Raw genomic sequence first — 23,386 nt, forward strand, 5'->3', positions numbered from 1 at the left:
TGGCTGATTCCCGGTGCAGTTCGCATCGACCACACGGACGCGGAATCGATGCCACTTAACCTGCGCGATCTCGGGAGGAGTTCGTAGCGGGTGCTCGGGCGTGGGCAGAACGTCCACCAACCTGGCTGATTTCACGTGGAGTTCACTGCGGCCACGGGGGCGTGAACCGGGCGCCGGCGAAGCCTGCCCGCTCGATCCGGAGTGCGCATCGACCACGCACGCGGGGCCGCGGGGCCGCACGGCAACAAGCCTCGCCCCTCACCCACCCGGCGCGCGTGCCTGCGACAGGCCTCACCGAACCCGGCCCGCCCCCAAGTCAGTTCGCACCGGGCGGCAACCACCCCCACCGCCAACAGCCCCGCCCTACGCCCGCGTCGGCTGTACCGACGCCGCGTCGAACCGTAGGTTCCAGCGGCCCGCGTGGCCGGTGACCGTGGTGGTCGACAGGGGGCGTACGTCGATGTTCCAGTNTCCTCGAAGGGTCTGGTGTCCAGCCAGCCGCCCACGCGGGCGATGAAGCTCAGCAGGGACTCCCCGCCGTGCGGGGTGGAGCGCGGGTCGGCGAGCCAGGCGTCGACCAGGGCCGGTTCGCGGGCCATCGCCTCGCCGAGGGTCAGCCCGCGCCAGCGGCCCATGTCGCAGTCCCGCAGGGCGAGTTGCACCAGCGGGGTGTAACCGAGGCCGTCGCCGGTGGTCCGGCTGCGCGGGGTCGGCGAGCAGTAGCGCAGCTCCGCCGCCGCCAGCGGCAGCAGGGCCGGGACGGCGCGCTGCACCTCGTCCCAGCCCGCCTGGTCCAGCGGGCGGTCGTCCTCGAAACGCTCCGCGAGCAGCGGGGAGCTGCGCGCGGCGGCGACGAACGTGACCCGAAGAGGCATGCGGCGATCGTGATCCCGCCGAAGTAGCGAGGTCAAGGGGTGCCGGAGGAGAGTTACCCAGGGTTGGCGAAACCTTACTTCGAGGTCAGGACCAGGCGGACAACTCACTCGAAATACAGGGCCATCCACCGGTCGGGCTGCTCCAGTGGCTTGAATCCGACCTTCTCGTACACCCCGTGGGCGTCGTGCGTGGCGAGCAGGATCCGCCGGAGTCCGAACGGCCGCAGCTCCTCACGTACGGCGCCGACGAACGCCGTACCGATGCCCTTGCCGCGCGCCGACGGGGCCACGTACACATCGCACAGCCACGCGAACAACGCCCCGTCGGTCACCACACGCGCGTACGCCACCTGCTCCCCCGAAGCCGTGTCGTACACCCCGTAGTTCAGCGAGGACGCGACCGCGCGCTCGTGCTGCTCGCGGGGGCGGTCCTTGGCCCAGTAGGTGTCGGTGGACAGCCAGTGGTGGGTGCGGTCGATGTCGACGCGGGCGGAGTCCCCGGAGAACTCGTAGCCGTCGGGGAGGCTCGGGAGGTCGTCGGGAAGGCTCGGAATGTCGTTCATGGGCGGAGAATCGCAGGCCACGGCGGTCGACGTCGAGCGGTTTTCCCCTGCGGCTCGGGCGTTGTCAGTGGCGGGTGGCAGGCTTCGGAACATGACACGGACGACGACAGCCGACGACTACACCTGGCTCCGCGAGCGGTATGCCTCGCTGATGGAGGCGTACTGCGTCACCCTGGTCCGGGCGATCACCCCGGACCGGCTGCTCCATGAGCTGGGTGCGGAACCGGGCATACGGGTCAGCGGTGTCCAGGCCCTGCGCGAGCCGTCGTACACGTCGTGGGACGACCACGACGGGGACCCGCTGTTCGTCGGCGTCGCCGCGCTCGGCGAGTGGTCGCTGATGGTCGAGTACAACGGCTTCGTGGGCGTCACCGGCGCGGCCATGCTCCCGGTCTCGCGCGGACGCACGGTGGTCTCCCACTTCCGCAACGTGAACGCGATGGACCACTTCTACTGGTTCGAGGACGGGGAGACACGGCTGCACTTCGAGCCGCTCTTCGCCTACGCCCGGGACGGCAGCCACGCAGACGAGCTCCTCGCCGAGATGCGGGAGTCGGGCTTCGAGCTGAGCGAGGACGAGGAAGAGGACGAGAGCTACGACCTGCACACCGAGGCCGCCTTCGCCCTCTCTCATCGCGTCACGGGCGTCCGCCTGACACCGGAGCTGTTTGCGTCCCTGGAGTTCACCGGCGCCCTGGTGCCGATACCCCGGGACTAGAGCGTCTCAAGGCCGGAGCACCTCGTCGCAGGCCGCCCGAAGTCGTCGTACGCCCTCCGTGATCTCCCCCGTCCCCGCGACCGCCGCGAAGCTCAACCGGACGTGCGCGGCCGGGGGTTCGGCGCTGAAGTAGGGGCGGCCGGGGGTGATGGCGACGCCCGACCGGAGGGACGCCGTCGTCAGCGACAACTCGTCCATGCCGTCGGGGAGGCGGAGCCAGAGGTGGTAGCCGCCGGAGGGGATGTGCGGGAGGGAGAAGGTGGGAAGTTCCAGGCGCAGGGCGGTGGTCATCGTGTCCCTGCGGGTCTTCAACTCCGTTGAGATCGCGCGGAGATGGCGTGGCCAGGCCGGGGAGCCGACGAGTTCGAGGGCCGCTTCCTGGAGCGGGCGGGGGACGAAGAAGGTGTCGACGACCTGGATGGCGCGCAGACGTTCCAGTACCGGGCCGTGCGCGGCGAGTGCGCTGACCCGGAAGCTGGGCGAGGTCGCCTTGGTGAGCGAGCCGACGTGGACGACGACTCCGTCGGGGTCGTCGGCGACCAGTGGGCGCGGCAGCGGGCCCGCGTCCTCGTGCACCAGCCGTCGTACGAAGTCGTCCTCGATGACGAAGGCGCCCGCGTCGCGCGCGATGCGCAGGACCTCGGGGCGGCGGGCGGGGGCGAGGACCGCGCCGGTCGGGTTCTGGAACAGGGGCTGGCAGACGAACACCCGGGCGCCGGTGGCGCGGAACGCGTCGGCGAGCAGGGACGGTTTCACGCCGTCCGCGTCCACCGGCACCGGGACCGGGCGCAGCCCGGCGGCCCTCGCGATCGCCAACATGCCTGGATACGTGGGGGATTCGACGAGGACGGGTGCGCCGGGCGGGGCGAGGGCGCGCAGGGCGGTGGTGAGCGCGGTCTGGCCGCCCGTGCTGACCAGGACGTCGGCGGCCGTCACCGCGCCGCCGATGCTGCGCGCGAACCACTCGCGCAGTTCCGGCAGGCCCTCCATCGGTGGCCGGCCCCAGGCGCCGGGGCGGCGGCCGGCCCGGGACAGGGCCGCCGCCATCGCCCGCTCGGGCTGCAGGGAGGGGTGCAGATAGCCGCCGTTGAACTCGATCACGCCCGGCGGCGGGGCGGCCAGCGTGGCCAGGACCGCGGACGCGTCCACCGTGCGCGGTACGAGATCGGCGGTGCCGTCCGCGCTGAGCGCGACCTCCTGCCAGGAGGTGTCCCTCGCCGCGGCGGTCGCGGGGCGGGGCGTCGCCCGGAACGCGCCTGCGCCGGGCCGGGTGACGACCAGCCCCTCGGCGGCCAGTTGCGCGAGGGCGCGCGAGACGGTCACCGGGCTCACCCGGAACCGCTCCACGAGCGCCCGACTGGACGGCAGCTTTCCACCTGGAGAGTAGCGGTCGAGCTCCCGCCGCAGCTGATGGGCCAGTTCTCCGACACTGCTACGCTCTTGCATGAGAGCACACGATAGCGCTACTGCCCCGAGCCCGATAGCGGTCAGCACCGACACCACCCCCGCCGCGCAGGCCCCCGCACCCGGCGTCCGCGCCGGTACCGTCCAGGCCGCGCTCGGTGTGATCGCCTTCTCCCTCACCTTCCCCGCCACCGCCTGGGGGCTGGAGGGCTTCGGCGCCTGGTCGCTGGTGGCCGTGCGCAGTGTCCTCGCCGCGGTCATCGCGGGCGGCTGTCTGCTGGCGCTGCGGGTCCCCGTGCCCGGCCGTCGGCACCGGGCCGGGCTGGCCGTCGTAGCGGGCGGAGTGGTGGTCGGTTTCCCGTTGCTCACCACGCTCGCGCTGGAGACGTCGACCACCGCGCACGCGGCGGTGGTGGTCGGCCTGCTGCCGCTGACGACCGCCGCCCTGTCCGCGCTGCGCACCGGCATCCGCCCCTCGCGCACCTTCTGGACGGCCGCGCTCGCGGGCGCCGGCGCGGTGCTCGCGTTCACGGTCCAGCAGAGCGGCGGCGCCGTGAGCACCGCCGACCTGTATCTCCTCGCCGCGCTGCTGGTCTGCGCGGCCGGTTACACCGAGGGCGGCCGACTGGCCCGGGTCATGCCCGGCTGGCAGGTCATCGCCTGGGCGCTGGTCCTGTGCCTGCCGCTGAGCGTGCCCGCCGCCGCGATCGCGCTGTCGTACGACACCCCGCACCTCACCGCGCACAGCGTGGCCGGGCTGCTGTGGGTCGCCGCCGGTTCGCAGTTCCTCGGTCTTGTCGTCTGGTACCGGGGCATGGCGGCCATCGGCGTCCCGAAGGCGAGCCAGTTGCAGCTGGCCCAGCCGCTGCTCACCCTGGTGTGGTCGGTGCTGCTCGGCGAACACCTGACGGTGGCCGCCCCGTTGACCGCGGCGGCGGTGCTGGTGTGCATCGCCGTCACGCAGCGGGCCCGGAGTTGAGGTCTGAGGCAGTGGTGTCAGGAAGAGGTGGGTGAGGCTCCCACGGCCGTGGAGAACTGCCCCACTCCCGGCCGCTTCCAGTCCGCGAAGACCTGGTCGGGACCGCCGACGGGCGGCGGCGGGTCCCGGTCGACGACGGTGACCCGCTGCCCCTCCTTGGCCGGCGCCATCGCCGCGACGAGCCCGGTCGGGCCGGCTCCGGGTATCAGTACGCGCATCGTGATCAGCTCCTGCGGGGCCGGGTCCCCGAGGAGAGGCCATTGCTCATGTCTGTCGCCACGCGCAGGACAGGAATGAGGTTCACGCGCCCGGAGCCGCCGTCAGCGCGGAGGTTTCGCCGGCTGCTGGTAGTGGTCGGCGACCACGCGGGCCATCGCGCCGATCGGGTCCACCGCCACCTCCCGGGCGGCGAAGAAGACATGCCCGCCGACCTGGGGGTACCTGGCGGCGAGGGTGAGGTGCCGGGACAGTTCGGCCGGGTCCTGCCAGGCCGCGGGCTGCGCCGGGTCGCCCGCCTTGTACAGCGCCTCACCGGCGTAGAGCCGTGTCTTCGTGCCGCGCGCGACCTCCGCCCACCAGGGCAGCAGCTTGGCGTAGTCGGCGGCGGCGAAGCCGATGTTCCAGTACAGCTGCGGGACGATGTAGTCGATCCAGTTCTCACGCACCCACCTCCGGGTGTCCGCGCAGAGGTCGTCGTACGTCTGCACCCCCGCCCGGGTGTCGGAGCCGCGCGCGTCGGTCGCGAGGTTGCGCCACACGCCGAACGGGCTGATCCCGAACTGCGTTCCCGGGCGCACCTGTTGGATGCGGGCAGCGGTCTCGCGGATCAGCTTGTCGATGTTGTCGCGGCGCCACGCGGCCCGGTCGGTGAAGCCGCCGCCGTACCTGTCGTAGGCCGCGTCGTCGTCGAAGGTCTGGCCGGCCACCGGGTACGGATAGAAGTAGTCGTCGAAGTGGACCGCGTCCACGGGGTACTTCTTCACCGCGTCGAGGATCGCGCGCTCGACGAAGGCGCGGACCTGCGGCAGCCCGGGGTTGTAGTAGAGCTTCCCGCCGTACGCCACCACCCAGTCCGGGTGCTTGCGCGCGGGGTGCGAGGCGACGAGCTTGGTCGGGTCGGTGTTGTTGGCGATCCGGTACGGGTTGAACCAGGCGTGCAGTTGCAGCCCCCGCACATGCGCCTCTTCCACGGCCGTCTTCAGCGGGTCCCAGCCGGGGGCCACGCCCTGGGTGCCGGTCAGGTACTGGGACCAGGGTTCGTACGGCGAGGGCCACAACGCGTCGGCGGTGGGCCGTACTTGGAAGATCACCGTGTTGAGGCGGTCGCGAACCGCAGCGTCGAGGTGGGCGATCAGTTCGGTGCGCTGCCGGTCCGGCGTGAGACCCGGGCGGGAGGGCCAGTCGCGGTTGGCGACCGTCGCCAGCCACACACCCCGCATCTCAGTGACCGCGCGCGGACGCCCGGCCGGCACCGGCACCCGCCCGGGCTCCGCCGCCGCGCTGCCGGTCGTGCCCAGCGTCGACAGCGCGGCCATCGCGAACGCCCGACGTGACAATCGCCCCATCTGCACACCCCCATACGCTGTGGATCCGTGCCGTCACGGATCGTCTCCGCGCCCCAGGATGCCCGACCCCGGCGATCGATCATCGATACTTGCGGGTAACGTGCACGATCGGAGCAGACTCCGGACAACGGGGTTCCACCAGAGCCCGAACAGCAGCGAAGGGGACGATGTGACCGACATCGAGCGCGTCGGAGTGGTCGGCTGCGGCCAGATGGGCGCGGGTATCGCCGAGGTGTGCGCCCGCTCCGGCCTGGACGTGAAGGTCGCCGAGACCACCGGCGAGGCCCTGGAGATCGGCCGGACCCGGCTGTTCAACTCGCTGACGAAGGCCGCCGAACGCGGCAAGATCTCCGCCGAGGAACTGGCCGAGACGCAGGCGCGGCTCAGCTTCACCACCGATCTCGGCGAGTTCGCCGACCGGGACCTCGTGATCGAGGCGGTCGTCGAGAACGAGCAGGTGAAGACCGAGATCTTCCAGGTGCTCGACCAGGTCGTGACCCGTCCCGACGCGATCCTCGCCTCCAACACCTCCTCGATCCCGCTGGTGCGGCTCGCGGTCGCCACCTCGCGCCCCGACCAGGTCGTCGGCATCCACTTCTTCAACCCGGCGCCGGTGCAGAAGCTCGTCGAGCTGATCCCGGCGCTGACCACCTCCGAGGGCACGCTCGGCCGCGCCCAGCTCTTCGCCGAGAAGGTGCTCGGCAAGCACGCGATCCGCGCCCAGGACCGTTCCGGCTTCGTGGTGAACGCGCTGCTGATCCCCTATCTCCTCTCCGCGATCCGGATGTTCGAGTCGGGCATCGCCAGCCGTGAGGACATCGACAACGGCATGGAGCTGGGCTGCGCCCACCCGATGGGCCCGCTGAAGCTGGCCGACCTGATCGGCCTGGACACGGTCGCCTCGGTCGCCTTCTCGATGTACGAGGAGTACAAGGAACCGCTGTACGCCGCTCCCCCGCTGCTCCAACGCATGGTCGACGCGGGGCGGTTGGGCCGGAAGTCCGGCTCGGGGTTCTACACCTACGGCTGAGCGCCGCCGTTCGTCGCGGCAACTCACCGTGACACGGCGGCTGTTACGGGCCCGGCACTCTTCGGAGTGCCGGGCCCGCGCCATTCACACACCGTGTGCGCGCCGGGCCCGCATATGCCGCCCGCACACTCTCCCCCGCTGTCCACCAGGCGAGTTGACTCTTCATGCGCATGCAAGGGATGTTCCGACTACGGAAAGGAGCGGACCCGTGAGCGCCGACCCCGAGCATCCCGTGGTCCATGGAGAACTCGCAGAGTTACGCCGCCGCCTCGACGTCGCCTACGCGCGGGTCGAGGGAGGGCTGGCGCTGCTCAGCCATCGCACCGAGGAGACGGACAAGGAAGTGGATGAGCTGAGCGCGCGGATCGTCGCACTGGAGCACACGCGCTGGCCGTTGCCGGCGATCGCCGCACTGACCGCCGTGGGCGCGCTCGTCGTGACGATCTGGCAGGTCCTGGGACGCTAGACGCCTGGGCGCCGGGCGGGAGTTCGAGGGGCGTCCTCCCCCAGCCTCAAGTGGTGCAACAACAGTAGTGCGGCCGCCATGTTGGCGGCCGGGACCTCCCCGCGGGCGACCATGTCGGGTACGAGTTTGAGCGGAACCCACTCCCGGCGGTCCGACTCGAAATCGTCCACGGGGTGTCCGGTGTACTCGCCCTCGTCGGCCCAGTAGATGTGGTGCCGGGCGTCCGTGAGCCCGTTGGACGGTTCCACGCTCATCAGGTGGCGCAGGGGCCCCGGCCGCCAGCCGGTCTCTTCCTCCAGTTCCCTGGCGGCCGCGCATGCGATGTCCTCGCCGTCCTCCACGACGCCGGCCGCGAGCTCCCATCCCCAGCTGTCGGTGATGAAGCGGTGCCGCCACAGGAGGAGTACTTCGTTGGCCTCGTTGACCACCGTCGCCACGGCCACCGGGCGCAGCCGAATCAGGAAGTGGTCGAGGTGCCGGCCGTCGGGTAGTTCGACATCCGCGAGATTGACGCTGAACCAGCGGTTTGAGTACACAGTTTGTTCGTTCTGTTTCGTCCACTGCACGGTTCTGCCACCTTCCGTCGAGTAAGTGGCAATATCGCAGCAGGGACTGTGTCGTGGACGTCCAGGAGTTGTCGGTCTACAGCGGTACGCGCAGTGCCCCGTCGATGAGTTCGGCCGCCTCCGCCGTACCCGCGCAGTCGCTGCGCACCAGGTACTCGCGTACCGCGCGAAGTCTGTCGCGCAGTCGCTGGGACTCCATCCCCCTGGCCTGTTCGGCCATCTGCACGGCGGTGGCCACCGCTTTGTCGGCGTTGCCCTGGCGCAGTTCGATCTGGCTGAGCATGGCGAGGCGGTGCACCCGGCCCCGGTCGTGCGCCGGAGTGTCCACGGCCGCCATGGCGTGCTCCCCCGCCGCCGTCAGATCGCCGAGGCTGAGCAGCGCCTCCGCCACCTGGACGTTGACGAGGCCCGGCTGGACATAGCCGGTCTCGTCGGGCTCGTATCCGCGCCGGATGCGTTCGGCGGCCTGCTCGGCACGGCGGATGCAGGACAGGGCGCTCGTGCCGTCGCCGAGGTGTGCGTACGCCTTCGCCTGCATCGCGTAGAGGTCGGAGGCGAGCGCCGGGGTGATCTGCCGGCCGGCGGCCCGCAGCGCGGCCTCCGCGAAGGCGACGGCCTGGCGGAACTCCCGCATGAACAGCGACTGGTTGACGAGCAGCGCGATGACGTACGCGCCAAGGCCCCTGTCGTTGCTGGCCTTTGCGAGCCGCAGCGCCTGATGGAAGTAACGCTGGGCGAGTCCGTGCGCGTCGGAGTCGTAGGCGCAGATGCCCGCGATCGCCACCAACCCGCCGGTGGCCCGGTGCAGTTGGCGGCCGGTGGCGTCGGTGTAGCTGCCGCGCAGCAGCGGGGCGGTCTCGGAGTTGAGGAAGCCGACGATGCGGGTGCGGGTCGCCACGCCGCCGGCCTTGCGGTACATCTGCTCGTAGTGGGCGCGGGCCGCGCGCAGCATCTCGATGTCGGCCATGCTCACCCGGTGCCGGCCGCCGCGCGAGACGTCCACGTCGTCGGGCGGGTTCTCCCACTCCCAGACGGGCATCACCGCGGGCGTACCGGTGACCGCGGGGGCGCCGAGGAGGTGCGGGCGCTGCTGTTCGTCGGAGCGCCACAGGGCGGTGGCCCGCTCGACGAAGCCGGAGAGGGAGGTGCCGTGCGGGGTGGACGGTTCGCCCGGTACGCCGAGGCCGATGTCGTCGAGGGTGACGGGTCTGTGCAGACGGGTCGCGAGGACCTCACAGATCAGGTCGGGGACCTGGCCCCGCGGGCGCTGGCCCTTCAACCACCGTGCCACAGCCGTGTGTTCGTAGCGCAGTGCGAGCCCTCGGGCGCGGCCGGCCTGGTTCACATGGGCGGCCAGTCCCGCGTGCGAGATTCCCGCCTCGTCGAGGATCGCGTCGAGGAGTGTGTTGGGCTGCATGGATGGCCCCCCGGTGACTCGGTGCGGACAGAGTAGTGCGGTTCGGTTCACACCGGGTGTGAATGGAGTGCGCGAATCCGTGGTGTGTGCGCGCTGTTGCGGAGAGTTTCCGACCGGTTGACTGGATTGCCTCGCAAGAGGCCGGCCGGGCCGCCGGCTCCCCCTCGTAAGTGCGGCGGCCTGGCTTTGCGGTGGCCATCAAACGCCGTTGTGCTGTGGGTAGTTGGTCGAGTGCGGGTGCGTCGTGGCTGGGCGCGCGCCCGCGGCGGAGCCACTGATGTCACTGCCCCGCGCCCCCAGGTGGGGACAGGCGGCCTTGCGGTCGTTGCGCACGACGAGCATCGCCACGTCGTCCGTCGGGGTGCCGCCCGTATGCCGGAGCAGTGCGGAGAAGACCGACCCCAGCACCGACTGCGGTATCGGCAGCGGGTGTTGGCCCACCACCTCTGCCAGCGCGTCCTTCAGCGGGAAGAAGCGGCCCCGTGCGTCACGGACGTCCTCCGCTCCGTCCGTGTAGAGGAACAGCGCCTCCCCCGGCAGGAGTTGGCCGCAGCAGACGAACGGCAGTTCCGCCGGCAGCGGGAACGGGCCCAGCGGCGGGAGCGGGTCCGCGCGAGCCAGGGCCCGCACGCCTCCCCCGCTCAGCAGATACGGCCACGGATGACCGCAGTTGAGGGCGCTGATCTCGCCGTCCCCGCCGATCTCCAGCAGCAGTACGGTCACGAACTCCTCGGCGACCGGGCTGTCCGGGTCGAGGCCGCCCGACGCGGGGTGTTCCGCGCGGGCGCGTTCGCGCAGATGGCGGGCGAGGGCCCGCTCCAGCCGTCGTAGGACACCCGCGAGGTCCGGCTCGTCGTGGGCGGCCTCGCGGAAGCTGCCGAGGACGGCCGCCACCGTGCCGATCGCGGCGATGCCGTGGCCGCGGACGTCGCCCATCACGACCCGTACACCGTGCTCGGTGGCGATCACCTCGTACAGGTCGCCGCCGACCACCGCGCCGCGTTCGGCGGACAGTTGGGCGGCGGCTATGTTCAGGCCGTCGAGCCGGGGTGGGAGTGGGCGCAACAGCGCGTTCTGGGCGGCGCCCGCGATCTGGCGGATCTGCCTGAGTTCGCGGAGCAGTGAGCGCCGGACCTGGACGATGAGACCGGTGCCGACCGCGAAGAACACGGCACTGGTGACGATGCGTGCGCCCAGGCTGTTCTGCTGGGCGAGCGGGCAGGTGAGTTTATAGGTGATCGCCATGGCGCCCCAGACCGTGGGCAGCCCCAGGGCGAGTGCCCTGCGCAGCGGACGGCGGGCACGCGTCCTCGGGCGCGGCCTGCGGGGAACCCCAGCCTTGATGCGGATCATGCCTGTGGCCCCCCAAATAGGCCCCGACAGCGCAATCGGACCGACCCCGAAAGGCCGGTCCGATTCTGTCGACCGCATGCCCCGATCGGGCCAGATCGCCCGAACTTCTCACCCGAACGAGTGAGGCGGCATGAGACAGGTGCATTTATGCAGGTAGGGGCCGTATCGATACGGAATCGGCCCCTCCAGCGATCAACCCCGCAGTACGGCTCCCGTGCGCTCGGCCGCCAACGCCACCGCGGCGTCCCGGGCCGCCGACGCCTCGTCGACCGTCAGTGTCCGGTCCGCGGCGCGGAACCGCAGTGCGTAGGCGAGGGACTTCTTCCCCTCGCCCAGTTGCGCCGCGTTCTCGTACACGTCGAACAGCCGGATCGACTCCAGCAGTTCACCCGCGCCCTCACGCAACGCGCCCTCGACGTCCGTCTGCGGAACCGCGACGTCGACGACCAGCGCGACATCCTGCGTGGCGACCGGGAACGTCGAGATCTTCGGGCCCTTGGGGACACCCGCCGACGCCGACTCCAGGACGTCCAGGTCCAGTTCCATCGCGCTGGTGCGCGTGGGCAGACCGAGCGTCTTCAGAACACCGGGGTGCAACTCCCCGGCGTAGCCGATGACTTGCTCAACTCCCTCGACTACGACCGCGAGTTCGGCGCAGCGGCCGGGGTGCCAGGGACCGTACTGGCCCTTGCGGACGATGAGTTCGGTACCGGCCTCACGCGCGAGCGACCGCGCCGACTCGACCGCGTCGGCCCAGTCGGACGGACGCCCCTTGCCCCACCAGCCGGCCTGCTCGCGGGCGCCCGTGAGGACGACCGCGGCATGCCGGGGCTGGACCGGGAGCGCCTCGGTGAGGGAGGCGATCTCCTCGTCGGTGGGACGCCGGTCGACGGGCAGCCGTACCGCGATCTTCAGCTCTTCGCGCGGGTGGAAGACCAGACCCGTCTCGAAGAGCGCGAGGTCGTGCGAGCCACGGCCGTCGTTGCGGCGCAGCGCACCCAACAGCCCCGGCAGCAGCGTCGTACGGAGGGCGGGCTCCTCGTCGGAGAGCGGGTTGACGAGCTTGACGACCTTGCGGTTCGGGTCGTCGGCGGCCAGGCCGAACTGGTCGAAGACGTGCTCGCCGACGAAGGGGTAGTTGGGCGCCTCCACGTAACCGGCTCCCGCGAGGGCGCGGCCGACCCGGCGGTGCAGCCGCTGGCGGTCGGTCAGGCCCCGGCCCGCGGGGGGCTTGGGGAGCGTGGAGGGCAGGTTCTCGTAGCCCTCCAGGCGGATGACCTCTTCGGCCAGGTCGTTCGGGTCGGTGAGGTCGGGACGCCAGGACGGGACGGTGACGATCAGCTCGTCCTGCCCGTACACGTCGCAGCCGACCTCCTGGAGACGCCGTACGACGGTCTCGCGGCCGTAGTCGACACCCGCCACCTTGTCCGGGTGGTCGGCCGGAATGGTGATGGTGTGCGGGGCCGAGGGCGCGATGACCTCGGTGACGCCCGCGTCCGCCGTGCCGCCCGCGAGGAGCACCAGGAGGTCGACCGTGCGCTGGGCGGCGGCCGACGCGGCCTGCGGGTCGACGCCTCGCTCGAAGCGCTTGGACGCCTCGGAGGCCAGCTTGTGGCGGCGGGCCGTGCGCGAGATGGAGAGCGCGTCGAAGTGGGCGGCCTCGACGACGACCTCGGTGGTGGTGTTCTCGGTGTCGTCGATCTCGGTGTTGGCGCCGCCCATGACACCCGCGAGGCCGATGGGGCCGCGGTCGTCGGTGATCACCAGGTCCTGGGCGTCCAGCGTGCGCGTGACACCGTCAAGGGTGACGAGCTTCTCGCCCTGCTCGGCCCGGCGCACTCCGATCGGTCCCTGGACGCGGGAGCGGTCGTAGGCATGCAGGGGTTGGCCGAGCTCCAGCATCACGTAGTTGGTGATGTCGACGGCGAGCGAGATCGGACGCATGCCCGCCTTCTGGAGGCGGCGGGTCAGCCAGAGCGGGGAGCGGGCCTCGGGGTCGAGGCCGGTCACCGTGCGGGCGGTGAAGCGGTCGCAGCCCATCGGGTCGGCGACCTGGACCGGGTAGCCGAAGGCGTTCGGCTGCGGTACGTCCAGCAGGGCCGGGTCGCGCAGCGCGAGGCCGTAGGCGGTGGCGGTCTCGCGGGCGACGCCGCGGATCGACAGGGCGTAGCCGCGGTCGGGCGTGACGGCGATGTCGAGGACCTCGTCGACGAGCTGGAGCAGCTCGATCGCGTCGGTGCCGACCTCGTGCTCGGGCGGCAGCACGATGATGCCGTGCGAGCCGTCGTCGCCCATGCCCAGCTCGTCGCCGGAGCAGATCATGCCGTGCGAGGTCTTGCCGTAGGTCTTGCGGGCGGCGATCGCGAAGTCGCCGGGCAGGACCGCGCCGGGGAGGACCACGACGACCTTGTCGCCGACGGCGAAGTTGCGCGCGCCGCAGACGATCTCCTGGGGCTCACCGGTGCCGTTGGCCTGACCGACGTCGACCGTGCAGAAGCGGATGGGCTTCTTGAAGCCCTCCAGCTCCTCGATGGTGAGGACCTTGCCGACGACGAGGGGGCCCTTGAGGCCGTCGCCGAGCTGCTCGACGGTCTCCACCTCGAGGCCGACGGAAATGAGCTTGGCCTGGACGTCGCGGCCGGTCTCCGTCGCCGGCAGGTCGACGTACTCCCGCAGCCAAGAAAGCGGGACGCGCATCAGATCTCCATCCCGAACGGCCGGGTGAACCGGACGTCGCCCTCGACGATGTCTCGCATGTCTTCGACGTTGTGGCGGAACATCAGCATCCGCTCGATGCCGAACCCGAAGGCGAAACCGCTGTACTTCTCCGGGTCCACACCGCAGGCGACGAGCACGCGCGGGTTGACCATGCCGCAGCCGCCCAGCTCGATCCAGCCCTCGGAGGAGCAGGTGCGGCAGGGGCGGTCGGGGTTGCCGACGGACTCGCCCTTGCAGACGTAGCAGAGCATGTCCATCTCGGCGGACGGCTCGGTGAAGGGGAAGTAGTTCGGCCGCAGCCGGGTCTTCATCCCGGCGCCGAAGAGCGACTGGACCATGTGGTCGAGGGTGCCCTTGAGGTCGGCCATGGTCAGGCCCTCGTCGATGGCGAGGAGCTCGATCTGGTGGAAGACCGGGGTGTGCGTGGCGTCCAGCTCGTCCGTGCGGTACACACGGCCGGGGCACACGATGTAGACCGGCGGCTCCCGGTCCAGCATGGCGCGGGCCTGCACGGGCGAGGTGTGCGTACGGAGCACGACACCCGACTCGTCCCCGTCAGTCCCCTTGGGGCCCTGGACGAAGAAGGTGTCCTGCATCTGCCGGGCCGGGTGGTCCGGGGTGAAGTTCAGGGCGTCGAAGTTGAACCACTCCGCCTCGACCTCGGGGCCCTCGGCGATCTCGTACCCCATGGACACGAAGACGTCCGCGACCCGCTCCATGAACGTGGTCAGCGGGTGCCGGGCGCCGGCCGGGACGCGGTCGTACGGCAGCGTGACGTCCACCGCCTCCTCGACCAGGACGCGGGCGTCGCGGTCGGCCTCCAGCTCGGTCTGGCGGGTGGCGAGGGCCTTGTTGACGGCGCCCCGGGCCTGCCCGACGAGCTTGCCCGCCGAGGCCTTGGCCTGCGGGGGCAGCGCGCCGATCTCGCGGTTGGCGAGGGCGAGCGGGGAGGTGCCGCCGGTGTGGGCGACCTTGGCCTCCTGGAGCGCGTCGAGATCACCGGCGGCGGCGAAGGCGGCGAGCGCCTCGTCCCGCATGCGCTCGATCTCTTCCGGTTTCAAGGCCTCGACCTCTACAGGGTCGTACGACTTATTCGGTGCCGACATCTCTTCCCGTGCTTCCGGTTGGCTGGCGGATGGTCCCCGTCCCGACTCGACTCGGGGGACGCGTCGTCGTCCCTGAAACGGGGACGCAAAGGTGCCAAAGGCCGAGTCTAACGGGGGTGAGGCAGGTGACCGCGCCCGTGGGGCCTCGTCGGCGGTTACTGGAGGTACGCCGGGGTGCCCACGGGCAACATAAATCGGAACTCGGCGCCGCCGCCGGGGGCGCGGCCGACCGTGATGGTGCCGCCGTGGGCTTCGACGATGCCCTTGACGATGTACAGACCGAGGCCCGTGCCACCGCGCTTGCTGCCCCGCCAGAAGCGGGTGAAGACGCGGTTCATGGACTCCTCCGGGATGCCTGGGCCCTCGTCGCTCACCGTCACCGAGGTGCCGGTCTCCTCCCCTTCGCGGGGCGAGGCCGAGGCCGTGACGTCGATAGTGACGGTTCCCTCGCCGTGGCGCACCGCATTTTCCAGCAGGTTGCTGAGCACCTGGTCGACCTTGTCCGGGTCGGCCCACAGGTCGGGCAGCGGCTGCTCGACACGGAGCAGGAACCGGTCGGCGGTCTGGCCCGCGGCGACGTACGCCTGGATGTGACGGCCGACGGCCGCGCCCATGTCGACGGGCTGGCGGCGCAGTTCGAGCCGTCCGGAGTCGATGCGGGAGATGTCGAGCAGCTCGGCGATGAGCCGGGTGACGCGGTTGGCGTCGGCGTCGACGGTCTCCAGCATGAGCCGCTTCTGGTCGTCGGTGAAGCGTTCCCATTTCGCGAGCAGGGTCGCGGTGAAGCCCTTGACGGAGGTGAGCGGCGAACGCAGTTCATGGGCGACGGTCGCGATCAGCTCGGCGTGACTGCGCTCGGTACGGCGACGCGCCTCGGTGTCCCGCAGCGAGACGACGACCCGGCGGACCGGACCGAGTGGTTCCGCACGGACATAGCGCGCGGTGACCAGAACCTCGTGCCCGCCCGGCAGCAGCAGATTCCGCTCCGGCTGCCGCACCCGGATGGCCAACCCCCCGTAGGGATCGGTCAGTTGCCACCAGCGGCGCCCCTCCAGGTCCTCTAACGGAAGGGCCTTCTCCAGCCTTTGCCCCAGGGCGTCGGAGGCGGCGACGGAGGTGATGCGCTCGGCGGCGGCGTTGAAGCAGACCACATGCCCCTGCTCGTCGGCGATGACCAGGCCGTCGGCCAGCTCGTCGGGGTCGATGCCGAGGTCGTCGTGCCGGGCCCCGGACGGCCGGGGCACACCCCGTGCTCCCGGCGCGCTGCTCGTGCCGACAGTCATCCCCGTACCCCACCTCTTCTCATACGGCGCAGGTGGCCCCCGAGCTGGTCACCCTACTAGCTGTGGGTGACGGAGCGGCACCCTCCGGAGGCGCGCTGTGCCCGGGCCGACGCATACAGACATACGGCGGCGGCGGTGGCCAGGTTCAGGCTCTCGGCCTTCCCGTGGATCGGAACCCGCACGACGGCGTCCGCGAGTGCGCGGGTCTCCTCCGGGAGCCCCCACGCCTCGTTCCCGAACACCCACGCGGTGGGCCCGCCCATGGTGCCCTGGTCCAACTCGTCGTCGAGGTCGTCGGTCCCGGCCCCGTCGGCGGCGAGAATCCGCACCCCGATCCCCTTGAGCCCGGCCACGGCCTGGTCGACGGGCACTCCGACGGCGACGGGCAGGTGGAACAGGGAGCCCACAGAGGCCCGTACAGCCTTCGGGTTGTAAAGATCGACAGAAGCGTCCGTCAGTACGACAGCCTCGGCACCGGCGGCATCGGCGCACCGCAGGACGGTGCCGGCGTTGCCGGGATCACGCACGTTGGCGAGAACGGCGACGAGCTTGGGCCGCCCCTTCAGGACCTCCTCGAACGGGGTGTCGACGAACCGACAGACCCCGACCAGCCCCTGCGGAGTGACGGTCGTAGAGATGTCAGCGATGACCTGCTCATCCGCGAGATGCACCCGAGCACCGGCATCACGGGCCTCCCCGACGATGTCGGCATACCGCTCCGCGGCCTCAACGGTCGCGAACAACTCGACAAGCGTGTCCTTGTACCCCGCCGCTTCCCGCACGGCCTGCGGCCCCTCGGCCAGGAACAGCCGCTCCCTACTCCGAAAGTTCCGCTTGGCGAGCCGCCGGGCGGCAGAGACGCGAGCGGAGCGAGGAGAGATGAGGTCGGGGGACATGTTCTGCTTCACCTTCAAATCTCAGGCCAACGATATTTCCCTAAGGGGCGCGGGGCTGTATCGATGTGCGGCTCCGCCGCGTGGGCGCACCTAGCCACAACGAACCCGCACCCAACAACGACCCGGGCCGGCCAGCAACAAAGGACCCGCAGGCTAATAACCTGCGGGCCCTTCACATCACGGCAAAGCCGGCGCAGCGTCACGCAGCCTTGGGCGCGTTGACGTCACTCGGCAGCGCCTTCTGCGCAACCTCGACCAGCGCGGCGAACGCACCGGCGTCGTTGACGGCCAGCTCCGCGAGGATCTTGCGGTCGACCTCGATGTTCGCCGCGTTCAGACCCTGGATGAAGCGGTTGTACGTGATGCCGTTGGCGCGGGCAGCCGCGTTGATGCGCTGGATCCACAGCCGACGGAAGTCGCCCTTGCGCTTCTTGCGGTCGTTGTAGTTGTAGACCAGCGAGTGGGTGACCTGCTCCTTGGCCTTGCGGTACAGGCGCGAACGCTGACCGCGGTAGCCGGAGGCGGCTTCGAGGATCGCCCGGCGCTTCTTGTGGGCGTTGACTGCCCGCTTGACGCGTGCCACTTGTTTAACTCCTTGTAGCGGGGCCGTGGTTGGACTCACACGGCCCGGAATCGATGGGGTCCCGGTCCAGACGTACGGCGCGAAAAGATCTATTGATCACGCGCCGCGTACGTCACTTGCCGAGAAGCTTCTTGATCTTCTTGGCGTCGCCCGGGGCCATCTCGGCAGTGCCGGTGAGGCGCCGCGTCACGCGGGACGACTTGTGCTCGAGCAGGTGGCGCTTGCCGGCACGCTCGCGGAGCACCTTGCCGGAGCCGGTGATCTTGAAGCGCTTGCTGGCACCGCTGTGCGACTTGTTCTTCGGCATAGCGCCGTTATCTCCTCGTCGGTGGCGCTCCGGTGCCCGGTCGTGAAACCGGGCACAGGTGGAGCGTCGCTCTTGTTTCGGTTACATCCCTGGACTGGCGTCCGGGGATCAGGCGTCGGCGCGAGCCTCGGCCGGGGCCTCGACGGTCTCGACCTCGCCAGCGACGTCCTCGTCGGCGATGTCCTCGCCCTCGATGACTTCACCGTCGACGCCTTCGCCCTCGAAGTCGGACTCCGCGGCGTTCTGCGACTTGCCCGGGTTGGCCTTCGCCTCCGCCTTGCGAGCCGCCTGAGCCTCACGGGCCTCGGCCATCGCCTCGGTCTTCTTCTTGTGCGGGCCGAGCACCATGATCATGTTTCGGCCGTCCTGCTTCGGGTTCGACTCGATGAACCCGAGGTCCTCGACGTCCGTCGCGAGACGCTGCAGCAGTCGGTAGCCGAGCTCCGGCCGGGACTGCTCGCGACCACGGAACATGATCGTGATCTTGACCTTGTCGCCCTGCTTCAGGAACCGGACGACGTGACCCTTCTTGGTGTCATAGTCGTGCGGGTCGATCTTCGGCCGGAGCTTCATCTCCTTGATGACCGTGTGCGCCTGGTTCTTGCGCGCCTCACGGGCCTTCATGGCCGACTCGTACTTGAACTTCCCGTAGTCCATGAGCTTGCAGACCGGCGGACGTGCACTCGCCGCAACCTCGACCAGGTCCAGGTCGTACTCCTGCGCAAGCTCAAGGGCCTTGGCAAGCGGAACAATTCCGACCTGCTCGCCGCTCGGACCGACAAGTCGCACTTCGGGAACGCGAATCCGGTCGTTGATACGGGGCTCGGTGCTGATGGATCCTCCTCGGTTAGCACCACACGGCCATCTGGCGGACGGCCGCGTTTGTCTTTGGTAGACAGACCTAACCGCGCCGGAACACAAAAAATGCCCCGGACGATCACAAGACGGGGCTCCAAAACACTGCCGGAGCACCGCCGCGATGATCGCGGGGCGCGCTTTCGGGCGACTCCATCGTCCGTACGGAACGATGGTGACCGCCTGACCGGGGTGACCCGCCGTCCGTGAGGACAGTCAGGTGGGAGATCGGAGCCTCCACTTGTTGGCCGGGCACAGCAGTGCCTGGCCGGTCATCACACAAGGTTAGCAGCTCCCCGGGGGTGGTGCGAACCGCCGTACACCGGGCCCTATCGTGTGGGGCATGAGTGACACGCCTCCCGAGTCCCCCGATGTTGACGCCCCCGACTTCGACGCCATGGCCCGCGACATCGCGGAGGTCCCGGCGGTCGAGGTGATCGTGACGGTCGCCGTCAATCTGATGAGCGCCGCCGCCGTGAAGCTCGGCCTGACCGAGGAGGGCGACAAGTACAAGGACCTGGACGAGGCCCGCAAGCTGGTCACCGCCCTGGCCGGACTCCTCGACGCGAGCGCGACCGAGATCAGCTCGTTCCACGCGGCCCCGCTGCGCGACGGCCTGAAGTCCCTCCAGCTGGCGTTCCGCGAGGCGTCCCTCGTCCGCGACGAGCCGGGTCAGGGCCCGGGCGAGAAGTACACGGGCCCGATCTACGGCTAGCAGCTCATCCCATACGTACGTACAAGGGCTCGCCCGGAGGCGTCGTCCCGGCCGGCAGGACCGCCAGGTCGAGACCGCGCACCAGGCGGGCCCTCAGCGTCTCGTCGGCGGCGAGGCGGCGGGCGACCGCGTGGACGCCGGCGTCGTGCGGCACGGCGTCCTCGAAGACCAGCGCGAGGGTGCCGTCGCCCCGGCCGGGGCCGAGGTAGGCCCGCAGTACCGCGCGCACGTCGCCGACCACGGCACGCACCGCCTCCACCACCGCCGGGTCGGCGAGCGGGTCGACGCTCGTGCGCCCCTCGGCGAGGGCCAGCAACGCGGGCCCGGACAGTTCGAAGGGCACCGGCCCCGCCAGGTCCAGCACCACCGTGTCCGCCTTCTCGTGCGCGGCGGCCTGCAGAGCCTGGTGCAGCGGTACGGCCACGGGCCGGGCCGCCGGGTCCCAGCGGGCCAGCGAGTCGGTGGACGTGAAGGCGGGCAGCGCGGTGCGGCCGCCGGCCTTCAGGGTGGGCACGGCCATGTCGCTGGTCTTCTCGCGGCGCAGCCCGTTCTCGTCCTCCTCGACCTCGCCGAGCACGGCCACCACGGGCACGAGCAGCCGGGCGCCCTTGAGAGCCTCCAGGACGGGTCCCACGGCGGTGCGGTCCGCGCTCCAGGCGGCGAGCGCCGCGCTCAGTCCGGGGTCGGCCGAGCCGTCGTCGTCGGAGTAGCCGGAGTCGGGAATGTTCTTGTTCGCCACGGTGACCGACCCTATCGGGGGGATGCTGCAGGGCTTGTGCGGGCCCTGAAACGCGGGGGACACAGCTTTCACACGTTTCTCAGACACCGTTGACAGACCTCTAACTTCCGTCTCACGTCGCGCACAGTCGCCGCCCCCACCATCGCGGACATGGAGTCTTCCAGAGCCGCCCGCCGAAGCCACCGCGCGCGTCCCTCCGGGCGCCGTCCGCTGCTCCACATCGCCCTGGCCACCGTGGCCGTCGTGGGCGTCACGGCGGCGGGGACCGTGTACGTGAAGGCACAGGCCCACTCCGGCCCCGTATCGTCATCGTCGTCCAAGGCACCGGCGGCCTCGGCGTCGGCATCGGCGTCCGGGAGCGGGGAGGCAGCGGTGGAACCTGTGGCGGAGCCGACGGTGGACTACGACGCGCTGCTGGCCGGCTCCATGAAGTCGGTGATCCCGACCGGCGACCAGAAGGTGTCCGTCGCCGTCCTCGACCTGACCTCCGGCGAGAGCGCCGCGTACGGCAGCGCCGCCTTCGACACGGCGAGCATCGTCAAGGTCGACATCCTGGCGGCACTGCTGCTCCAGGCGCAGGACGCGGGCCGGCAGCTGACGGCGACCGAGAAGTCGTACGCCACGACGATGATCGAGAACAGCGACAACGACTCCGCGACCGCGCTGTGGAACATCATCGGCACGGCGGACGGGCTCGACGCGGCCAACAAGACGTTCGGGCTGACGGGCACCACGGGTGGCGACGGCCCGCTCTGGGGGCTGACCCAGACCACTGCCGCCGATCAACTCACCCTGCTCCAGCAGGTGTTCGGGGACGACTCGAAGCTGAGCTCGGCCTCGAAGTCGTACATCCAGGGGTTGATGGGGCAGATAGAGGCGGACCAGCAGTGGGGCGTGTCGGCGGCGGCCGACGGCTCCAAGTGGCGGCTGAAGAACGGCTGGCTGGCGCGGAGCACGACCGGGCTGTGGGACGTCAACAGCATCGGCCGGGTGACCGGCACGGACGGCGACGAGTACCTGATCGCCGTCCTGTCGAAGGGCAGCACGACCCAGACCAAGGGCATCACCCTGATCGAGGCGGCGGCGAAGGCGGGCGTCGCGGCGTTCGGGAAGAGCAGCGGCTCGTCCACGGCTGCTTCGGCGACGGCGACGGACTGACGGCGCGCGCCTGCTTCGGCGGGCTTCCGGGACCGCGCCCGCTCAACTGCCGCCCGGTCAACTGCCCCTGCTCACCGCTGTGTTCAGAAGGCCTCGGGGTGTCGGCGGCGGCCGCGCCACAGGACGACCGCGGCCACGAGGAGGACTCCGCCGACGCTGCCGGCGAGGGGGCCCGCCCAGTCGGAGGTGTCGCTGTCGGTCTTGGCGGCGTCCGGGCCGGAGCCGAAGTACTTCTTGCCGTAGGCGGCGGCGCGCAGGTCGGTCGACTTGAGGCGGGCGGCGGCCTTGATGGCGGCGGCGGGGTCGATGAAGCCGTAGCCGCGGGAGTCGTCGCGGCCGGCGGCCGGGGGGTTGCGGGCGGTGTCTTCGAGGAGCTTCTTGATCTGGGCCGGGGTGAGCCCCGGGTGGGCCGCCTTGATCAGCGCCACCGCGCCTGACACGAAGGCGGACGCGGCGCTGGTCCCCCACCCCTCGTAGTACTTGTGGTCGGGGTCGGCGATGACGACGTTGACGCCGGGGGCGCTGACCGTGGCGTACCAGCGGCGGGTGGAGAAGGAGGCGCGGGTGCCGAAGCGGTCCACGGCGGTCGCGGCGATCACGCCCGGGTAGGCGGCGGGGTAGGAGACGTGGTCGCCCTTCTCGCCGCCGTTGCCGGCCGAGGCGACGACGGCGACGCCCTTCTTCAGGGCGTACTGCACGGCCTCGTCCTCGGCGGGCTCGGGGTGGGCGGAGGCGGAGTCGTCGCCGAGGGAGAGGTTGATGACGTCGGCGCCGTGGTCGGCGGCCCAACGGATGCCGTCCGCAAGGGCGTTGCCGCGGGTGGTGCGGGCCTTGGCGCGGGCGGAGTCGCCGTCTTCGAGGATCACGCGGACGGGGAGGATCTTGGCCTCCGGGGCGATGCCGATGACGCCGTCGTCGTCGCCGGGGCCGTGTCCGTGGCCGGCGATGATGCCGGCCATGGCGGTGCCGTGCCGGGCCCAGGCGCGGTCGCCCGGCTTGGCGCCGAAGCCGACCATGTCCTTGCCGGTGAGGACGTTGCCGGTGAGGTCGGGGTGGTCGGCCTCGACGCCGGTGTCGAGGACGGCGACGGTGATGCCCTTGCCCTTGGTGGTCTGCCAGGCCTCCTGGGTGTGCATGGCGTCCAGGGCCCATTCCTGGGCGCGTATGCCGTCGGCGTGCGCGACGGTGGACGGGACGAGGGCGAGGGAGGCGGCCAGGAGGGCGCTCAGCAGACCGGCCCGGCGGACGGTGACGCTCATGAGGTCTTCTTCTCCGAGGTCTCTGAGGTCGTCGAGGTCTCTGCGGTCCTCGAGGTCCCCGAGGGCGAGTCGACGGTCTTGCGCAGGCTCCGCTCGACGCGGTCCGCGAGACCCTGCGCCTCGTTGCCGAGACCGGCTTGGGCGGGGGCGGTGGTACCGCCGGACGTGACGGCCTCGTCCGCGGGTTCGGGTGCGTCGACCGTACGGCCGTCCGCCCAGCCGGAGACGGCGTAGACGACGACGGGGGCGTCGGTGAGGACGGAGACGGTCCACGAGGCGCGCTGTTTGTCGCCGAAGGCGGCGGCGAGGGTGCCCTTGGCGGCGTACGGGCGGGGCATGAGGTCGGTCCGGTTGCCGAGGTTCTCCTTCTTGAACCGGGTGGAGAGGGCGGTCATGGTCGTGATGTCGGCCTTGGTGAAGAGGATGCCGACGGTGGTGACATAGCTCTGGGTGGCGTCGGTGTAGGTGGCGCGCAGGAGCCGCTGGCAGCCGACCGGGGCGAGGGCGTCGCGCAGAAGCGGGTCGAAGGCGCCCGCACACCCCGTGTCCGGGGCGACGGCGATCCGGGTCCAGGTGCGGTCGGCGCCGCCGGGGCCGGCACCCTGTCCCTGCACGGTGGGCGGGAAGAGCTGATCGACGGGCACGCTGTGCCACAACTGCCCGGCGGCGGCGAACGTACTGGCCCCGCCGTCCACCCCGTCCTCCCCGGTGAGCCAACTCCCGGTCACCGCACCGCCGATGAGCCCGAGACCGAGCACGACACAGACACCGACCGCGGCGGTTGGGGGCCGGATACGGTCCCGTACCGCCGCGGTCGGTGTCTGTGTCGTG

Annotated in this window: 22 protein-coding genes and 2 pseudogenes; 6 read left to right on the forward strand and 18 right to left on the reverse strand. The window is 70.8% G+C overall.

All coding sequences use genetic code 11. From position 1 onward, the window contains the following. Window positions 1-363: 363 nt before the first annotated feature. Window positions 364-875, reverse strand: a pseudogene (locus JHN63_RS24785) (histidine phosphatase family protein). A gap of 104 nt (window positions 876-979) precedes the next feature. Further along, a complete protein-coding gene (locus JHN63_RS24790; protein WP_200684265.1) occupies window positions 980-1,438 on the reverse strand; it encodes a GNAT family N-acetyltransferase in 459 nt (152 codons plus the stop codon). Window positions 1,439-1,529: 91 nt separating this feature from the next. Here JHN63_RS24790 and JHN63_RS24795 point away from each other — a divergent pair, with 91 nt between their 5' ends. Further along, window positions 1,530-2,156 carry a DUF6461 domain-containing protein gene (locus JHN63_RS24795; protein WP_200684267.1) on the forward strand — a complete coding sequence of 209 codons (627 nt, stop codon included), beginning with the start codon at window positions 1,530-1,532 and terminating at the stop codon, window positions 2,154-2,156. Between the two features lie 6 nt (window positions 2,157-2,162). Here the strand turns inward: JHN63_RS24795 and JHN63_RS24800 are convergent, their stop codons facing one another. Next, a complete protein-coding gene (locus JHN63_RS24800; RefSeq protein ID WP_200684269.1) occupies window positions 2,163-3,602 on the reverse strand; it encodes a PLP-dependent aminotransferase family protein in 1,440 nt (479 codons plus the stop codon). On the opposite strand from JHN63_RS24800, the gene JHN63_RS24805 reads away from it, so the two are divergent. Continuing rightward, window positions 3,601-4,539, forward strand: a complete 939-nt coding sequence (locus tag JHN63_RS24805) for a DMT family transporter (RefSeq protein WP_200684271.1) — start codon at window positions 3,601-3,603, stop codon at window positions 4,537-4,539. The two genes, JHN63_RS24800 and JHN63_RS24805, sit on opposite strands and share 2 nt — an antisense overlap. A gap of 17 nt (window positions 4,540-4,556) precedes the next feature. On the opposite strand, the gene JHN63_RS24810 is transcribed toward JHN63_RS24805, so the two are convergent. Together JHN63_RS24810 and JHN63_RS24815 are read right to left on the reverse strand one after the other, a co-directional pair. Beyond that, entirely contained in the window at window positions 4,557-4,757 is a 201-nt protein-coding gene (locus JHN63_RS24810; RefSeq protein ID WP_200684273.1) for an FAD-binding protein, read from the reverse strand. 102 nt (window positions 4,758-4,859) lie between these two features. After that, entirely contained in the window at window positions 4,860-6,104 is a 1,245-nt protein-coding gene (locus tag JHN63_RS24815; RefSeq protein WP_200684287.1) for a glycoside hydrolase family 10 protein, read from the reverse strand. 169 nt (window positions 6,105-6,273) lie between these two features. Between JHN63_RS24815 and JHN63_RS24820 the strand changes: the two genes are divergently transcribed. Together JHN63_RS24820 and JHN63_RS24825 are read left to right on the forward strand one after the other, a co-directional pair. Continuing rightward, window positions 6,274-7,134, forward strand: a complete 861-nt coding sequence (locus tag JHN63_RS24820; protein ID WP_200684289.1) for a 3-hydroxybutyryl-CoA dehydrogenase — start codon at window positions 6,274-6,276, stop codon at window positions 7,132-7,134. A 208-nt stretch (window positions 7,135-7,342) separates the two neighbouring features. After that, window positions 7,343-7,600, forward strand: a complete 258-nt coding sequence (locus JHN63_RS24825) for a hypothetical protein (RefSeq protein ID WP_200684291.1) — start codon at window positions 7,343-7,345, stop codon at window positions 7,598-7,600. On the opposite strand, the gene JHN63_RS24830 is transcribed toward JHN63_RS24825, so the two are convergent. From JHN63_RS24830 to infC, 10 genes and pseudogenes are all read right to left on the reverse strand, one after another. Then, complete coding sequence (locus tag JHN63_RS24830) at window positions 7,597-8,166, reverse strand: NUDIX hydrolase (RefSeq protein WP_200684293.1); 570 nt, start codon at window positions 8,164-8,166, stop codon at window positions 7,597-7,599. The two genes, JHN63_RS24825 and JHN63_RS24830, sit on opposite strands and share 4 nt — an antisense overlap. Window positions 8,167-8,242: 76 nt before the next feature. After that, window positions 8,243-9,583, reverse strand: a complete 1,341-nt coding sequence (locus JHN63_RS24835) for a transcriptional regulator (protein WP_200684295.1) — start codon at window positions 9,581-9,583, stop codon at window positions 8,243-8,245. 198 nt (window positions 9,584-9,781) lie between these two features. Continuing rightward, window positions 9,782-10,936: a PP2C family protein-serine/threonine phosphatase gene (locus JHN63_RS24840; protein ID WP_200684297.1), complete on the reverse strand. Its 1,155-nt coding sequence runs from the start codon at window positions 10,934-10,936 to the stop codon at window positions 9,782-9,784. A 192-nt stretch (window positions 10,937-11,128) separates the two neighbouring features. Beyond that, a complete protein-coding gene (gene pheT, locus JHN63_RS24845; RefSeq protein ID WP_200684299.1) occupies window positions 11,129-13,633 on the reverse strand; it encodes a phenylalanine--tRNA ligase subunit beta in 2,505 nt (834 codons plus the stop codon). Then, a complete protein-coding gene (gene pheS, locus JHN63_RS24850) occupies window positions 13,633-14,760 on the reverse strand; it encodes a phenylalanine--tRNA ligase subunit alpha (RefSeq protein WP_200684301.1) in 1,128 nt (375 codons plus the stop codon). Before pheS ends, pheT begins: the two co-directional genes overlap by 1 nt. 155 nt (window positions 14,761-14,915) lie before the next feature. Continuing rightward, window positions 14,916-16,043, reverse strand: a complete 1,128-nt coding sequence (locus tag JHN63_RS24855; protein WP_200684303.1) for an ATP-binding protein — start codon at window positions 16,041-16,043, stop codon at window positions 14,916-14,918. 56 nt (window positions 16,044-16,099) lie between these two features. Beyond that, window positions 16,100-16,939 carry an RNA methyltransferase gene (locus tag JHN63_RS24860; RefSeq protein WP_200684305.1) on the reverse strand — a complete coding sequence of 280 codons (840 nt, stop codon included), beginning with the start codon at window positions 16,937-16,939 and terminating at the stop codon, window positions 16,100-16,102. Between the two features lie 199 nt (window positions 16,940-17,138). After that, window positions 17,139-17,522, reverse strand: coding sequence for a 50S ribosomal protein L20 (gene rplT, locus JHN63_RS24865; protein ID WP_019066261.1), 384 nt, complete (start codon window positions 17,520-17,522; stop codon window positions 17,139-17,141). A 112-nt stretch (window positions 17,523-17,634) separates the two neighbouring features. Continuing rightward, window positions 17,635-17,829 carry a 50S ribosomal protein L35 gene (gene rpmI / locus JHN63_RS24870; protein WP_073499621.1) on the reverse strand — a complete coding sequence of 65 codons (195 nt, stop codon included), beginning with the start codon at window positions 17,827-17,829 and terminating at the stop codon, window positions 17,635-17,637. A gap of 108 nt (window positions 17,830-17,937) precedes the next feature. Further along, window positions 17,938-18,688, reverse strand: a pseudogene (gene infC, locus JHN63_RS24875) (translation initiation factor IF-3). Between the two features lie 339 nt (window positions 18,689-19,027). On the opposite strand from infC, the gene JHN63_RS24880 reads away from it, so the two are divergent. After that, window positions 19,028-19,399 (forward strand): DUF1844 domain-containing protein, encoded by a 372-nt coding sequence (locus JHN63_RS24880; RefSeq protein ID WP_200684307.1) that lies wholly within the window; start codon window positions 19,028-19,030, stop codon window positions 19,397-19,399. A gap of 4 nt (window positions 19,400-19,403) precedes the next feature. Here JHN63_RS24880 and JHN63_RS24885 read toward each other — a convergent pair whose 3' ends face one another. Then, entirely contained in the window at window positions 19,404-20,138 is a 735-nt protein-coding gene (locus tag JHN63_RS24885; RefSeq protein ID WP_200684309.1) for an SseB family protein, read from the reverse strand. Window positions 20,139-20,288: 150 nt separating this feature from the next. Between JHN63_RS24885 and JHN63_RS24890 the strand changes: the two genes are divergently transcribed. Further along, window positions 20,289-21,296: a serine hydrolase gene (locus JHN63_RS24890; protein ID WP_200684311.1), complete on the forward strand. Its 1,008-nt coding sequence runs from the start codon at window positions 20,289-20,291 to the stop codon at window positions 21,294-21,296. Window positions 21,297-21,379: 83 nt separating this feature from the next. Here JHN63_RS24890 and mycP read toward each other — a convergent pair whose 3' ends face one another. Both mycP and JHN63_RS24900 read right to left on the reverse strand, forming a co-directional pair. Next, window positions 21,380-22,555, reverse strand: coding sequence for a type VII secretion-associated serine protease mycosin (mycP, locus tag JHN63_RS24895; RefSeq protein WP_200684320.1), 1,176 nt, complete (start codon window positions 22,553-22,555; stop codon window positions 21,380-21,382). Continuing rightward, a complete protein-coding gene (locus JHN63_RS24900) occupies window positions 22,552-23,349 on the reverse strand; it encodes a hypothetical protein (protein WP_307781971.1) in 798 nt (265 codons plus the stop codon). Before JHN63_RS24900 ends, mycP begins: the two co-directional genes overlap by 4 nt. Between the last annotated feature and the right edge of the window lie 37 nt (window positions 23,350-23,386).

The sequence above is a fragment of the Streptomyces sp. MBT65 genome (assembly GCF_016612545.1).
Lineage (GTDB): Bacteria > Actinomycetota > Actinomycetes > Streptomycetales > Streptomycetaceae > Streptomyces.

Bases quoted from the DNA above. Each gene is read 5' to 3' on its own strand.
- pheS (WP_200684301.1), bottom strand. From the start codon at position 14,760: ATGTCGGCACCGAATAAGTCGTACGACCCTGTAGAGGTCGAGGCCTTG.
- JHN63_RS24790 (WP_200684265.1), bottom strand. From the start codon at position 1,438: ATGAACGACATTCCGAGCCTTCCCGACGACCTCCCGAGCCTCCCCGAC.
- JHN63_RS24805 (WP_200684271.1), top strand. From the start codon at position 3,601: ATGAGAGCACACGATAGCGCTACTGCCCCGAGCCCGATAGCGGTCAGC.
- JHN63_RS24880 (WP_200684307.1), top strand. From the start codon at position 19,028: ATGAGTGACACGCCTCCCGAGTCCCCCGATGTTGACGCCCCCGACTTC.
- pheT (WP_200684299.1), bottom strand. From the start codon at position 13,633: ATGCGCGTCCCGCTTTCTTGGCTGCGGGAGTACGTCGACCTGCCGGCG.
- mycP (WP_200684320.1), bottom strand. From the start codon at position 22,555: ATGAGCGTCACCGTCCGCCGGGCCGGTCTGCTGAGCGCCCTCCTGGCC.
- JHN63_RS24815 (WP_200684287.1), bottom strand. From the start codon at position 6,104: ATGGGGCGATTGTCACGTCGGGCGTTCGCGATGGCCGCGCTGTCGACG.
- JHN63_RS24795 (WP_200684267.1), top strand. From the start codon at position 1,530: ATGACACGGACGACGACAGCCGACGACTACACCTGGCTCCGCGAGCGG.
- JHN63_RS24860 (WP_200684305.1), bottom strand. From the start codon at position 16,939: ATGTCCCCCGACCTCATCTCTCCTCGCTCCGCTCGCGTCTCTGCCGCC.
- JHN63_RS24835 (WP_200684295.1), bottom strand. From the start codon at position 9,583: ATGCAGCCCAACACACTCCTCGACGCGATCCTCGACGAGGCGGGAATC.
- JHN63_RS24855 (WP_200684303.1), bottom strand. From the start codon at position 16,043: ATGACTGTCGGCACGAGCAGCGCGCCGGGAGCACGGGGTGTGCCCCGG.
- rpmI (WP_073499621.1), bottom strand. From the start codon at position 17,829: ATGCCGAAGAACAAGTCGCACAGCGGTGCCAGCAAGCGCTTCAAGATC.
- JHN63_RS24890 (WP_200684311.1), top strand. From the start codon at position 20,289: ATGGAGTCTTCCAGAGCCGCCCGCCGAAGCCACCGCGCGCGTCCCTCC.
- JHN63_RS24800 (WP_200684269.1), bottom strand. From the start codon at position 3,602: ATGCAAGAGCGTAGCAGTGTCGGAGAACTGGCCCATCAGCTGCGGCGG.
- JHN63_RS24810 (WP_200684273.1), bottom strand. From the start codon at position 4,757: ATGCGCGTACTGATACCCGGAGCCGGCCCGACCGGGCTCGTCGCGGCG.
- JHN63_RS24840 (WP_200684297.1), bottom strand. From the start codon at position 10,936: ATGATCCGCATCAAGGCTGGGGTTCCCCGCAGGCCGCGCCCGAGGACG.